General features: G+C 57.9%; 12 protein-coding genes. 2 read left to right on the forward strand and 10 right to left on the reverse strand.

The window, feature by feature from the left end; all coding sequences use genetic code 11:
* Nucleotides 1-85: 85 nt before the first annotated feature.
* The 4 genes from H8B15_RS01955 to H8B15_RS21150 all read right to left on the reverse strand — a co-directional run bounded on the left by H8B15_RS01955 (nucleotide 86) and on the right by H8B15_RS21150 (nucleotide 2,649).
* Entirely contained in the window at nucleotides 86-493 is a 408-nt protein-coding gene (locus H8B15_RS01955; protein ID WP_187317965.1) for a hypothetical protein, read from the reverse strand.
* Nucleotides 494-667: 174 nt separating this feature from the next.
* Nucleotides 668-1,297 (reverse strand): BamJ family beta-barrel-assembly machinery protein, encoded by a 630-nt coding sequence (gene bamJ / locus H8B15_RS01960; protein WP_187317966.1) that lies wholly within the window; start codon nucleotides 1,295-1,297, stop codon nucleotides 668-670.
* A 230-nt stretch (nucleotides 1,298-1,527) separates the two neighbouring features.
* Nucleotides 1,528-2,358, reverse strand: a complete 831-nt coding sequence (locus tag H8B15_RS01965) for a class I SAM-dependent methyltransferase (RefSeq protein ID WP_187317967.1) — start codon at nucleotides 2,356-2,358, stop codon at nucleotides 1,528-1,530.
* Nucleotides 2,359-2,514: 156 nt separating this feature from the next.
* Nucleotides 2,515-2,649: a hypothetical protein gene (locus H8B15_RS21150; protein ID WP_281383859.1), complete on the reverse strand. Its 135-nt coding sequence runs from the start codon at nucleotides 2,647-2,649 to the stop codon at nucleotides 2,515-2,517.
* Nucleotides 2,650-2,979: 330 nt separating this feature from the next.
* Here H8B15_RS21150 and H8B15_RS01970 point away from each other — a divergent pair, with 330 nt between their 5' ends.
* A complete protein-coding gene (locus tag H8B15_RS01970) occupies nucleotides 2,980-3,786 on the forward strand; it encodes a hypothetical protein (RefSeq protein ID WP_187317968.1) in 807 nt (268 codons plus the stop codon).
* A 148-nt stretch (nucleotides 3,787-3,934) separates the two neighbouring features.
* Here H8B15_RS01970 and H8B15_RS01975 read toward each other — a convergent pair whose 3' ends face one another.
* From H8B15_RS01975 to H8B15_RS01995, 5 genes are all read right to left on the reverse strand, one after another.
* Nucleotides 3,935-4,807: a DUF2279 domain-containing protein gene (locus H8B15_RS01975; protein ID WP_216859039.1), complete on the reverse strand. Its 873-nt coding sequence runs from the start codon at nucleotides 4,805-4,807 to the stop codon at nucleotides 3,935-3,937.
* A gap of 224 nt (nucleotides 4,808-5,031) precedes the next feature.
* Entirely contained in the window at nucleotides 5,032-6,552 is a 1,521-nt protein-coding gene (locus H8B15_RS01980) for an alpha-L-fucosidase (protein ID WP_187317969.1), read from the reverse strand.
* Between the two features lie 78 nt (nucleotides 6,553-6,630).
* A complete protein-coding gene (locus H8B15_RS01985) occupies nucleotides 6,631-7,506 on the reverse strand; it encodes an aldo/keto reductase (protein ID WP_187317970.1) in 876 nt (291 codons plus the stop codon).
* Nucleotides 7,507-7,638: 132 nt separating this feature from the next.
* Nucleotides 7,639-8,172, reverse strand: a complete 534-nt coding sequence (locus tag H8B15_RS01990; protein WP_187317971.1) for a DUF1493 family protein — start codon at nucleotides 8,170-8,172, stop codon at nucleotides 7,639-7,641.
* Nucleotides 8,173-8,187: 15 nt separating this feature from the next.
* Nucleotides 8,188-10,062 (reverse strand): peptidoglycan D,D-transpeptidase FtsI family protein, encoded by a 1,875-nt coding sequence (locus H8B15_RS01995; protein ID WP_187317972.1) that lies wholly within the window; start codon nucleotides 10,060-10,062, stop codon nucleotides 8,188-8,190.
* A gap of 802 nt (nucleotides 10,063-10,864) precedes the next feature.
* Between H8B15_RS01995 and H8B15_RS02000 the strand changes: the two genes are divergently transcribed.
* On the forward strand, nucleotides 10,865-11,353 hold the full coding sequence (locus H8B15_RS02000) for a YciE/YciF ferroxidase family protein (RefSeq protein WP_187317973.1): 489 nt from the start codon (nucleotides 10,865-10,867) through the stop codon (nucleotides 11,351-11,353).
* Nucleotides 11,354-11,720: 367 nt separating this feature from the next.
* Here H8B15_RS02000 and H8B15_RS02005 read toward each other — a convergent pair whose 3' ends face one another.
* Nucleotides 11,721-12,509, reverse strand: coding sequence for an MBL fold metallo-hydrolase (locus H8B15_RS02005; RefSeq protein ID WP_187317974.1), 789 nt, complete (start codon nucleotides 12,507-12,509; stop codon nucleotides 11,721-11,723).
* Nucleotides 12,510-12,675: the final 166 nt, after the last annotated feature.

A 12,675-nucleotide genomic window follows, 5' to 3' on the forward strand; every position in this document is an offset into this window, starting at 1 on the left:
AGGGAAAACGATGGTACTAACCTGTGAAACAAGCGCGTCAAAGGTAAAGCAAAACCATTGGACGCGTGGTTGAGGCAATGACGGGTTAAAACGAGTCGGTAGGTGGGTCTTCTAGAGTAACGTCGGGCGGGGCGAGGGCAGCCAGCAGCTGTGCGGCGTGGGCCGCGGCGGCATCATGCTGGGCCCGGATACGGCGGTTCAGCTCCCGAATCAGGGGTTGCCAAGCGGCCGGGTCGCCGGGGAGGGCAAAGTATGTGGCTTCGCGGCCGGCCCGGTACAGGCGCAGCCGGTTGGTGCCGCGGTGGCCATAGGCCAGTAGCAGAGCACCTATCGTCAGGCCCAGCGCGGTGGGTAGGGTGCGCAGCCAGTTTTGCAGGAAAGCCAGCAGCACCCCCGCCAGCACCAAGGCGCCCAGCATATACCAGAGCAGCCAGCGCACGGGGGTAAGCTCGGCGGCCTCCAGCTCCAGCAGGCTGTAGCGCTGGTCGTGCACGCGCAGGGTAGTAGCCGTCAGCTCCAGGCGATTGTCCTCGCTGCGCAGGGTAGGCAGGTCGGGCTGCGTAGCTTCAGGGAGAGGAGTAGAAAAGTCCGTAGGAAAAGGCAGAAAAAAGGTTTCCCCGACAGCCGCCGGGTCAGAAGACGCAACGAGTGCCGGGGAAACAGCTGGTTAGTTATTTACTTTCAGCAGCTCCACGTCGAAAACGAGCGTGGAGTCGGGGCCGATGTCGCGGCCGGCGCCACGCTTGCCATAGGCTAGGTCCGAGGGGATGTACAGGCGCCACTTCGAGCCCTCGGGCATCAGTTGCAGGGCTTCCGTCCAGCCGGCAATTACCTGGTTCACGCCAAACGTAGCGGGTTGGCCGCGCTGGTAGCTGCTGTCGAACACGTTGCCGTTGATGAGCGTGCCGTGGTAATGCGTGGTCACCGACGAGCTGGGGGTAGGCTTGGGGCCGTTGCCCTCGGTCAGAACTTCGTATTGCAGGCCGCTGGGCAGGGTAGTCACGCCCGGCTTGCTTTTGTTTTCCTGGAGGAAGGCTTCGCCTTCGGCTTTGTTGTTGTTCACGGCGTTGGGGTCTTGGGTGTCATCTTCTTCGGCGCCGCCCAGCTGCTCTTGCAGTTGTTGCATAGCGGCCTGAATCTGCTCGTTGGAAAGGGCGCTGGGCTTGCCGCTCAGGGCGTCCTTCATGCTTTGCGCCAGCACGTCTACGTTCAGGTCGAGACCTTGCTGCGAGAAATTGCGGGCCATGTCGCGGCCAATAATGTAGCTGATCTGCTCCTTGAGCGAAGTCAATTCCATGGGGTAGGGGTTAGAAACGATTAGGTGTTGTATGCAGCTCTTATACGGCTGTAGGCACGAAAGTGCAGAAAAAAAGTAGGCTCCATCTCGCGGAGCCCGTAGAACAAAGCGTGCCGGTAGGAAGAAGATCTACTAAAACGGTTTTGTCGGACAAGCAGGGTAGGGCAACCAGATCCGTGCAAAGGGCAAAGTACTAGGCTGCTACACAGTCAGTAAAGAGAGCCGCATGGCTACGCATTGCGGGGCTCCGTCGTTTTTCCTGCCACGAAGTTCAGGCCGAAATACAGCTTTTCTTTAAGCAACGCGTTGCGGCGCCATATTTGGTCCTCTCGCTGTACCAGCTCCAGCGTATTGTTTTGCTTGAACATAAATGGCGGAAACAGCCGGATATACTGCACATCGGCGGGGTAGATGGTGAGCTGTTGCTTCTGCAACTCGCGCCGCCAGGTAGCCAGCGGACGAATGTTCTCATTGCCCAGCAAAATCTTCTTCTTCAACTGCTCATCATAGATTTCGATGATGCGCTTGTTGCCGCGCCGCAGATACAGCTTCAGATTCTGCACCACGTTGCCGCCGTTTTCCTCCACAATAATGAGGTTGCCGGCGGGCCGAAGCGCCTGATTGAAAATGCGTAGCGCATCCTGCAACGGCTCCAGGTGGTGCAGCGTGTCCTGAATGATGATGTGGTCGTAGGACGCGGGCGGCGGGGGCGCGTCGAACAGGTTTTCGTAGCTATACGTGAAGCCCGATACGTCGCCGAACTGTGCCCAGTACTGTAGGCGCTCCGGAATATGCGCAAAGTAAAACTCAAGCGTAGTGCCGTGTACCTTATAGCCGTTGAGCGCTAGAAAGATGGCCGTGGTGCCATAGCCGCAGCCACAATCCCAGATGGCAGCATCGGTAGTAGGCAGGTGGTCCAGAATATACTGGAGCCGCTGCACCACATACGCCTTGCGAAACTCGAAGCTGGCGGGGTTTTCCAGGAATTTATAGTAGGTAGTAAGCTTGGCGTTGCTTTTTAGTTCTTCTAAAAATAGCGTGAAAAACTCTTCGATCTGCATGTGTCAGGCCCTGCTTGAGAGGAAAGGGTGGCTATCTAATTTGGGGTGAAGATAGGGGCTTACGGGCTAATGCTCCTTTTGCTACTTTTCCAAACGCAGAAAACCCCACCAGAGGCGGGGTTTTGTTATATTAATCAGCCGTGTGGGGAGGCAGCGTTAGAAATGCAGCTCCTCGCCGTCGTGCAGGTCAAAAAACAGGTTCAGGTCCCGTACCTGGGAAGCCAGGAAGCTCAACGACCCCAAGCTGCTCAGCAGCAGAAACGACGAAACGGCCACAGTGCTCTTTTTCATAGTGATGGATGGTAGCATGATGATGGTCAGTTGGTTGCAGCGCAAAGATACAAGGTATTTATTGAAAATGGTAGGCGTGCATACTATCTGTATATGCAGTATATAGTATTTTCTCACAAAAAGGCTAGTGTGAAGTCCGTTTAACCGCCTGTATGTGTTTGATATACAAAGTTATGCATATGAATCCTGTTGTTATTAGAAGTCAGATAGAGCAGTGTTTTGGGTTGAGTAGCGGTGGTAAGCGCTTTACGTTTGGGCTGCACAAAATTCTGGTATATGTCTGGCCTCCTACTTCGCTATTGCATGCTACTCATAGTGCTTTTACCCAAAATGGCTTTTGCACAGCGTGACTATTACATCCCGAAAGCTCTGTTGACTCCCCTACACGACCAGAAGGGGCAGTTACAGATAGCGGCTGGCTGGGGTGGCGGCGCCAATTTGCAGGTGTCCTACGCAGCAACCAACCACCTGGCCGTGTTCAGCACGGTAGCACTCGATCCGTTTACCCACACTCGCACTACGCTTTTTAGTCGTTATAAGCAGAACAATAATAACTATGTCCTACAAGGCGGAGCAGGATACTTTGGTCGGCTGAACTATCGGCGCCTCAATCGGATAGAAGTGTATACTGGGGTAGGAATACAGGATATTAACAGCTCCTGGTACTTTGTATCACTGTCTGAAAGCGAGGAGTATACAAGGGCCCGATACTGGACCGCCTTTAGTCAGCTCAACATAGGGAAGACGTGGGCGAAAGGAGAGTTGGTTTTTGGTCTTCGCCTGGCTTACTCTCGCTACCTGGATTTTTCGTACTACGATGACCATCCCAACAGTAGGGCCTACCAATATCGGTACGAGCAGTTGCAGGGCGTCACGCTGGAACCGGCAGTCAGCTACGGGTATCACTGGAAGCGGTTCAAGTTAACGGCCCAAGGGGGAATAGCCGCGCCAGTGTTTGTTCCACAAGCCCGCTTGCATACCACCCAGCGCACAGATACCACCCCGTTGCTAACAGTAGGGCAGGAGCAGGTTCCTCTCGCCGCACTACTCGGACGCATCAGCTTGCACTACCAATTTGGTCCGAAAACAAAAGGGGAAGTGCCGGCCCAACAGAAAGCCGCTACCAGTGACGAATAGCGGAAACTGACTTCTGCTACGTCGCCCACCCCAGCCGGTGCCCGCAGCGTCGGGCTGGAACCGGGTAGCCGGGCAGCTTGATGCTACCGGGGGCCGGGATGAGAGCTAACGCCGGCCAGCAGATAGCAGCTCTGCGCGGATGGGCGGGTTAATAATAGAGCGGGCGAAACACGAGTCCGCGCTTAGTATTGTATTCCAGGGCCGGCGCGGGTACGCGCACTATGCTGAGCACGTAAAAGGCTGTGCGCAGCAGACCACTGCGGGTAGGAATATTCATTAAGTTCAGATCGGGGGAGAGGTAGAACTTGCGATACGGCCGGTAGCCCAGTGCCCGGTTTTGGGCCGGGTCGCCTGCTACCATCCCGGCAGCGCCGTAGCCTACGGCCACGTTCAGCCATTTAGGATAGCGCGTACCAGAGGGTAGGAAGCGGGATATATCCGTTGAGAGCCAGTAGGTTTGGCCGTTGTAATCTTTCAGCACCTGCCCGGCGTAGCTGTTGCCCAGGCTTTCGAGGCGGGTGGTGGGGTAGGAGGTGCTATGAAACGAGAACTTTGGCATCACCCTGATTTCGCCCCAGGCCAGTTGCTGCCCCAGCACCCCCGCCGCGCCGGCGGCGTTGGCTACCATGTCGCTGTTCGAAAAGCCGTAGCCCTCGCTCATGCCATCCAATATTTCGATAGGCGTTTGCAGCGCCAGGCCAACCAAACTGCCAAGCCAGATGGCCTTTTTCTCGGAGGTACCCGCCCAACGCAGTGCATCCACGCCTATGCGACTTTCATGAAAGGCCGTCCAGAAATGACCCGCCTTGTCCATCTGTTTCCAGTGGTGGCTGTCGTCGTAGAAGTGAAAGTGAGAGTGAGGATATTCTTTGTACCACGCGTCGCTGAGCAATTTGAGCGAAACCGCGTAGCCCACCACAAAGCCAGTCCCCAACACAAGCTGCCGGGTACGTTTCTGCTGGGCTGTCAGCGTGTCGCGGGGCACAGCAACGGGTTGGGCTATACCACTGTATACAGTCAAACTACTCAGAAGCAAGCCGCTGCCAACTACTTTAGAGAAAAACCTGCATGCTGTGGTTGGCGTCGAAAAAGTCAATAAAATCTGATTTAAGTGAAGTAAAAGGTTTTACATACGGGAACATGACTCGTATGGCCATCAGAAACCTCACTTTTATCAGCACACGTCGGGTTACACACCAGCAACCAGCGGCCTAGCGCAAACCACTGATTACTGGTTGGAGGCTGCTACCTAGTCTGCTTATACACACCTACCTCGCTCAGGGCCACACACACCGGCGAATTGGTAATCGACACGCGTAGTTTGGTGGCCGTTACGGGGGCATCCAGCTTCACCAGCTTTTTGGCGCCAATGCTGGTGCCCGTGTAGAGCGGTTTCCAGGCGCCATCCTGCCAGGCTTCCAGCGTGAAGCCCTCCACGCGCTGGCCTAGCGGAATGTGTTCCTGCAAGCTGACGATATCGAACGTTTTGGGGCCGGTGAAGGCCATTTCCAGGGTGGGCGTGTGCACGTTATCGGTGGTGGCCCAGTAGGTTTGGCGGTTGCCATCGAGCAGCTTGGCGGGGGCGTAGGTGCTGTGGCGGGTGTTGCTGGCCGTGAGGCGGGCACCCTTGGCTAGGTTGTTTGCGAAGGTGTGCTGCACCATATCGCCGAAGGTTTTGAGGGCGGCTACGTCATCGGCGTGTAGCTGGCCGCGAGTGTCGGGGGCCAGGCCTAGGTCGAGGGCGGCGCCGCGGCCCACGCTTTTCAGGTACAGGTCGAACAGCACGTCGGGCGTTTTGGGGGCCTCGGTGGGGTGGTAGAACCAACCCTTGCGCAGCGGTACGTCGCACTCGGCGGGCATCCAGAACTCGCCGTTGCGGATACCCATAGGGCTCTGCGGATAGTTGGCCTGGCCCGGCACAGCCACGTTTTTACCCTCGGGCGGGCGGGGCGTGAAGGTGGCCCAGCTGGTCTCGGCGGCATGGCCTTCCTCGTTGCCTACCCAGCGCACATCCCAGCCAATGTCGCTGAAGATATTGGCCATGGGCTGCATGTTGCGGGTGATGCCCCAGGTGTTATTCCAATCGTAGTAAGTGGTGTTGTCGATGGAGCGTTTTTCACGGGCGCCACCGTAGTAGCCGTCGCCGCCGTTGGCGCCGTCGTGCCAGCTCATAAACAGCTCCCCGTAATTGGTATACAGCTCCTTCAGTTGAGCCTGATAGATGGGTAGGTAGGCAGAGGTACCGTAGGCGGCGTTGTTCCGGTCCCAGGGCGAGCAGTACACCCCGAACTTCAGGCCATGCTTGCGGGCGGCCTGCTCCATCTCCTTCACGTAGTCTCCTTTGCCGCCCCGGAAAGGACTTTTCGAGATATTGTAGGTCGTGGTTTTGGTGGGCCACAGCGCAAAACCGTCGTGGTGCTTGGCTACCAGCACAATACCGCGCAAGCCCCCAGCCTTCGCGGCCTTGATAATCTGCTCCGCGTTGAAATCGGTGGGGTTGAAAACGCTCGGGTCTGCATCGCCATAACCCCACTCTTTGTTCTCAAAGGTAGTGGGTGTGAAGTGCACGATGCCATATACCTCCGTGGTATGCCAGGCCTGCTGCCGGGCAGAGGGTAGGGCGCCATAGGGGGTGGGCGGAGCTGCCGGCGCGCTGATGCCAGGCCCGACCAGCGAGTGGAAATCGAATAGATAGTCGGGGGTGTTGCTGGCTGCAAAGCAAGTGGAACCACAGACTAGAACGGCGCTGAGGAAGCTTCTCGACATAAGAAAGTTGAAAGGTGCGGGCCTACAAGAAACAAACTTTGTCGGTAGGCCGCCCTATTGACTATGCTTCAAGGCTTCCTACCCCAAATACGCCATGTCCTCCGCGCTCAGCTGAATAGCGGCTGCCGCCAGGTTCTCGCGCAAGTGCGCCAGCGACGAGGTGCCCGGAATCGGCAGAATCCAGGGCGACTTATGCAGCTGCCAGGCAATGTTAATCTGGGCGGGTGTAGCGTGGTGGCGGCGGGCTACCTCTCCGATTTTATCGAGTTGCTTGGGTAGGGCGTGCAGGAGCGAAAAGAACGGAATCAGCGGAATTTCGCGGGCTTCGCAGAGGTCCAGCACTTCCTCGCCGCCGGGGTTGTGGCCGTGCGCGTGCGCTAGCGTGGTGCGCTGGGCGTAGCCGTACATGTTTTCCACGGTGGCAATGTCGCCCAACTGCAAGCCGGTTTCCAGCTCCTCGCGGGTCACGTTGCTGAGGCCCACGTGCAGGATTTTGCCCTCGCGCTGCATCTCAAACATGGCGCCCAACTGCTCGTCTAGGGGCACCGCGCCGGGGCCCATCAGGCGTAGGTGCACCAACTGGATCTGCTCCTGACCCAGGGTGCGCAGGTTGTTTTCGATGCTCTGGCGCAGTTGCTCGGGCCGGTTAAAGGGTACCCAGCTTTTATCGGACCGGCGGGTGGCGCCTACCTTGGTGCAGATGACCAGGTCTGATGGGTAGGGATGCAGTGCCTCGCGGATGAGACGGTTGGTGACGTCCTCGCCGTAATAATCGGCCGTGTCGAGAAAGTTGACGCCGTTTTCTATGGCCGTGTGGAGGATTTGCAGGGCCTCGGGCCGGTTGGCCGGCTCGCCCCATACCTCTGGGCCAGGTAGGCGCATGGTGCCGTAGCCCAACCGGTTGACGGTGAGTGGTTGGGCGGAGTTGAGGGCAATGATGATGGTGGAAGGCATAAAGGAGAGGCAGTTTAGATGAGTGGGAGGGTGTTAAGTAAACTGGCTCGGTCCGTGCAGGTTCTATGTAGCTGTATGAGTTGATTGTTTTTGCGTTGCGGCAACTGAAAACCGTTTTCGCGACACAGCCAACTACCGGCCAGCCAGTACGAGCCGTACCCGCTCGCGCTTTACAAACCGCCCCGCAACGGCTGAGGCTACAAAGTCACCCGTTGTCAGGACTTCAGTGAGCGGACGGGGCTTAGCAAAGATTCCGGTCAGGCTAAAGCGCCAGACAGCAGACGCCCACGACCTATTGAATAGCCAACACAGGCTAGCTACTGCCGTTTTGATCAGCCACAAAGACAGCAGGATTGGCAAAAGAATCGTTACTAGAAATCCTGGCCACGATGAAATGCCTTCGGGGCTGATAAAGTCTGTAAAGTCGAATTTGGTTAAATCAACCCGGTACTTTTCGCCGAATGCGAGCAGCAGTTCTTCTGTATCTAATCCAGCTACCCCCCAATCGTCTTCCACAGCGGTCCGCAACGTCCACGGCTCGTTTTTTACGCCAACAAAATCCGCCAAAAAGGGCGGTACTTCACAGGCCAATCGGCGTAGGTCGGCAAATCGAACAACTATTTCCGGACGGTCCATGGGCTGGTAATTGGCAGGTGAAGCTTGCATAGTTATAGAGGAAGGTTAGTGGGATACGCTGTCAGCTACTACTGGTTTTTTGGGCGGTGCTTTGATTAGTGGTGCGCGCTCGGCCCTGCTTTGTATCCGCCGCTCCCAGCGCTTGCGCTTGGGCGCAATGCTGCCGCGTAGGTATTTCTCCATCACCAGCACGGCACAGGGCGCGGCGGCCGTAGCCCCAAAACCCGCATTTTCGAGGTATACCGCCACGGCTATCTTCGGATTATCAGCCGGGGCAAAACCGACGAAAGCGGCGTGGTCGTCGCCCTCGTCGTTTTGCACAGTGCCGGTTTTGCCGGCCACCGTGATGCCCACATCCGAGAGGCTGGAGGCTTCGGCGGTGCCGCCGCGCTGCATCACGGCTACCATGCCGGGCAGCAGCGCCGCAAAGTTGGCGCTATCAATCAGGGTATGGTGCTTTTCGCGGAAGCGGGGTAGGGGACCGTTGTTGCCCACGCTACGCACCAGGTGGGGCAGGTAGTACCAGCCGCGGTTGGCCACAATGGCCGCCATATTGGCCATTTGCAAGCCCGTCAGGTTAATTTCGCCCTGCCCAATGCTGAGCGAATAGATAGAGCGGTAGGTCCACTGCTTGGTGCCGCGAGTCTTGTCGTAGTAGGCGGGGGTAGGGAGAAAGCCGGGCGCCTCGCGGGCTACATCAGTCCCCAGCACCGAGTCTAGCCCAAAGGACCGCACGTAGCGCCGCCACAACGCCAGATTGGCATGGCGAGCGGCCGCCGAGTCTTGGGCCAGCGAGTCGGGCACGCGGTTGATAAGCTGCTGCATCACCTGATAGAAATAAGGATTGCAGCTGTACTGCAGGCCCGCCGTCAGGCTGTTGGCCTGGGGGTGATGATGCACGCAACGCACCAACGATTGGTCGCAGCGAAACCCGGTGGTAGGACTAATGGCACCCAGCTGCAACGCGGCGGCGGCATTCACCAGCTTAAACACCGAGCCCGGCGGGTTGGCCAGCATGGCCGGCCGGTTCAGCAGCGGCATGTCGGCATCTTGCAGCAGCTGGGTGCGCACGCCCGCCTGGTCGGGGGCGGTGATGGTGCTGGCCGGGTACACCGGCGCCGACACGTAGGCGAGGATTTCGCCGGTGCTGGGGTCCAGGGCTACCAGGTAGCCCTTGCGGCCGCCCAATAGCTTTTCGGCGTAGGCCTGTAGCTTCGCATCGATGGTGAGGTGGATATCCTGGCCTTGCTGAAAAATGGTATCCTGCGCCCAGGTGCCGTGCTGGTTGCCCTGTGCATCTACCAATGGGTGCAAGTAGCCGTGGTGGCCGGTCAGCAACCCATTATAATAGGTTTCGACCCCACCATTGCGCAGGCGGTAGAAGCGGCCGCGCTGGGTGCGCCGGGCCTGACGGTAGAAGCTTTGCGCCTCGGCACCCAGGTAGCCCAGCACGGGCGCACCCGCATTGGTAGTGTACACGCGCTGGCGCTGCTGGGTGAGTACCAGCTTTTGCAGCGCGGTGGCGCTGCTGTCGCGGCGTACCCGCTCGGCTTCCCGGGCCGTGAGGCGGAGCTGGATGGGGTAGCCGGCCGAAGCCCGGCCGTAGGGTAAGGCATCGGCAAGACGCTGCCGCACGGTGGTAGAATCCCAGCCCAGCAGCTGGCCCAGCGCCAGCGTATCGAGCAGGCGGCGCGGGAGTTTCAGCAGGTACTGCGGGCGCGTATCTACCAGCACCGAGTCGTGCCGGTCGAGGATGCGGCCCCGGTGCAACGAGTCGGATACCACGATGCGCTGCCGGGTATAGGTAGGGTCTGCGGCCTGGGCTGGGTCGCTGGTTTGCTGGTCCGACGAGGAACAAGCAGCCATGCCCACAAGCAGCAGGAAGAAGAGTAGGCCTTGAGTAGTGAAAACCGTGCGCATGAGAGTAAAGCTAGGCATTTGCGGAGCTTTGGGCAGCGCTTCCTGATCGAGTAGAAGTGTTGCCTTCGCTTTTTAGTCAGAAAGAGGGCATACTACCCCTAAAGGCACAGAAGGGGGAAGGCCCGTTGCGACATGCATAAGGAAATTAAAATTGGGGCTAGCTAGCGTGGGCAGCGTGTCCTGTCGGAGCGGTTTGCCCGCGGGGTCACGGGCGTTACAGCCCGTTTCCAGCCGTGCCAACCGCGAGGTAGGCCGTGCTACCTCCGCGTCAGCTAGGATCATATCGGCGTTCGACTACCTCCCGCTTCTTAATCTAGGGGTGCTTTTTCTACAGGATATTGTCATTTTACTGACTCGGCGCTAGGGGTTCCTCTGCTTCCGCCGCGGATGTAACTGCCACAGTACCCTTCCCAGTTACCTTCTTTTCGGGCAACGGGTAGTATCACGAAAGAACGATTGACTCCATGGAAGCTTCGTGCATTGGGGCGGCATTAGGGCGCAGTGGCTGCAACGCTATACCCTTGACTACTATGGGTTGCTTCGTGGCAGAAAGCTGAAGCATAACCTCAACTCTGACGCAACAACTGCAATAGGATTTACAGACTAATAGACGTCAAATGTCTTTCGTGTCAATAAGGATTCAGGAGTTGCATAGAAAGTGTAAAATATTGATAAATAAGTAGTAATGGCATGATAGCCCGCGAGCTTTGGCACTGTTAGGAGGAGCTAACCAATCAGCAAAAGGGTCGTTGAAAGGGTAGAATAAATGATTCTCACCCTTCCTTTTTATCCTTCTGTGATTATGAAATCCGACGACCTGAAACAACTCATCAAAGACGGCCTATCGGCTCAGCGAGCCGGCAGCGAAGTAGCCGCCAAAGCAACCGACGAAATCCTCAACGATGCCACGCACCCCGAGCTGAAAGCGGCTCTCAAGGAAGGCAACGAAACCTCCAAAGAGTGGGCCAAGCGTATCGACCGCGCCATTGAAGAGGTAGGTGGCGTAAGCAGCCAAGACAACGAAATCCTGGAAGCGCACTATAAAGTGAGCAAAGAGATTCGGGCGCAAGCCGACACCGACACCGTGCGCGACCTGGGCATCATTGCCAGCGGCCAAATGGCCCTGCACTACTGGATTGCTTCCTTCGGCACGGTGGCCTCATACGCTGCCTCCGCCGGCCTCACCCAAACCGAGCAAGAGCTGAAAGCCTCCGTGCAAGAAGCCAAACAAGCCGACGACAAACACACCGACATCGCCCAGCGCATCCTCGCTGAGCAAGGCCAAGGGTAAGGGAAGTATTCTTCTCTTCTTACCATTAGAAAGCCGCGCCGCCTGGATAGCTCCAGGCGGCGCGGTTTTGGTTTGACTTATTGTGGCTAGATGAAATGGTTTGAAGTACCGTCGTGCGCCACCTGCCGCAGTTAAAGCAAGAAGTAATGCCGCTACTGGCGGAAGAGTAACTTTGTAAACAAACCGCGCCGCCCGCACCTCTACAAGCGGCGCGGTTCCGGCTCGCCGCGTGGCGGCCGGGGAGGTACAGCCGCCACAGTATAGCTGGTCACGAGCTACGGCGGCATCTAAACTCGCACCAATTCGGGGGGCAGAACGTTCTGCTGAGTCCGGTGCCTGGCAGGACGTTCTGCGTTATGGGGTTGGCTTACTGGGCCGCCGGATACCAGTTGCGCAGCCGAACGTCAATTTTCTTGTTGGCTGTGTTCACGGTTTTCTTGAAGCCGTCCACGTCGCTCAGGCCGTTCTGGCCCCGGTAGTGATACGGATACACAATGCCAGGCTTGAAGGCTAATACGCCCTGCGCGGCCTGTTGCACATCCATGGTATAGGGCAGGTTCATGCACACAAATGCTACATCGATACCCTTGAGGGCGCGCATCTCGGCAATGTCTTCGGTGTCGCCGGACAGGTACACGTTCTTGCCGCCCAGGTTCAGCACGTAGCCATTGCCCCGGCCTTTGGTGTGCGGCGCGTCGGGCGCTTCGGGCAGGTTGTACATCGGAATGGCCGAAACCTGCAGGCCCAGCGTATCAAGCTGCTGCCCGTTGCCCAGGATGCGGACCTGGGCTTTGTACTCGGCGGGCAGCTTATCGGCTACTGCCTGGGGCACTACCATCAGAGCCTTGCCCACAGAAAGACCCGCCAGCGTCTTCGGGTCCAGGTGGTCGCCATGAATGTCGGTAATCAGGATAATATCGGGGGCGGCCAGGCCGGCATAGGCAGCTGCCCCGCCGTAGGGGTCCACGTAAATGGTCTTACCGTTCCACGAAAACACCACGCTGCCGTGGGTAATAGGCTGAACCGTGAGTGGGCCCTTCTTGGTGGCAATCTGGTCGGCGGCCGCGCGCGGCGCGGGGGTAGAGGGGGCGGTTTGCGCCTGCACCGACGTGGCAACTGTAGCCAGGGCAGCCGCGAGGATAAGGAGGGATTTCATTGAGTTTTTATTGCTGGTGCGCGAATGGGAACAGGGTCTTAACCCGGGGCGGGGGCGAAAGTTCTGAGAGAGGAGGGTAGACTCTGTGTCGCTGGTGCGGTTGTGACAGCACGGGCTGTAGAGACGCATACTTGCGTCTCATCGTTGAACGACTGACGCCCGAACG

The sequence above is a fragment of the Hymenobacter citatus genome, assembly GCF_014333615.1.
Taxonomy (GTDB): domain Bacteria; phylum Bacteroidota; class Bacteroidia; order Cytophagales; family Hymenobacteraceae; genus Hymenobacter; species Hymenobacter citatus.

What these genes read in the sequence shown, in the direction of transcription:
- H8B15_RS21150 (WP_281383859.1), bottom strand. Translation starts at nt 2,649, where the DNA reads ATGAAAAAGAGCACTGTGGCCGTTTCGTCGTTTCTGCTGCTGAGCAGC.
- bamJ (WP_187317966.1), bottom strand. Translation starts at nt 1,297, where the DNA reads ATGGAATTGACTTCGCTCAAGGAGCAGATCAGCTACATTATTGGCCGC.
- H8B15_RS01985 (WP_187317970.1), bottom strand. Translation starts at nt 7,506, where the DNA reads ATGCCTTCCACCATCATCATTGCCCTCAACTCCGCCCAACCACTCACC.
- H8B15_RS01995 (WP_187317972.1), bottom strand. Translation starts at nt 10,062, where the DNA reads ATGCGCACGGTTTTCACTACTCAAGGCCTACTCTTCTTCCTGCTGCTT.
- H8B15_RS01980 (WP_187317969.1), bottom strand. Translation starts at nt 6,552, where the DNA reads ATGTCGAGAAGCTTCCTCAGCGCCGTTCTAGTCTGTGGTTCCACTTGC.
- H8B15_RS02005 (WP_187317974.1), bottom strand. Translation starts at nt 12,509, where the DNA reads ATGAAATCCCTCCTTATCCTCGCGGCTGCCCTGGCTACAGTTGCCACG.
- H8B15_RS01990 (WP_187317971.1), bottom strand. Translation starts at nt 8,172, where the DNA reads ATGCAAGCTTCACCTGCCAATTACCAGCCCATGGACCGTCCGGAAATA.
- H8B15_RS01970 (WP_187317968.1), top strand. Translation starts at nt 2,980, where the DNA reads ATGGCTTTTGCACAGCGTGACTATTACATCCCGAAAGCTCTGTTGACT.
- H8B15_RS02000 (WP_187317973.1), top strand. Translation starts at nt 10,865, where the DNA reads ATGAAATCCGACGACCTGAAACAACTCATCAAAGACGGCCTATCGGCT.
- H8B15_RS01965 (WP_187317967.1), bottom strand. Translation starts at nt 2,358, where the DNA reads ATGCAGATCGAAGAGTTTTTCACGCTATTTTTAGAAGAACTAAAAAGC.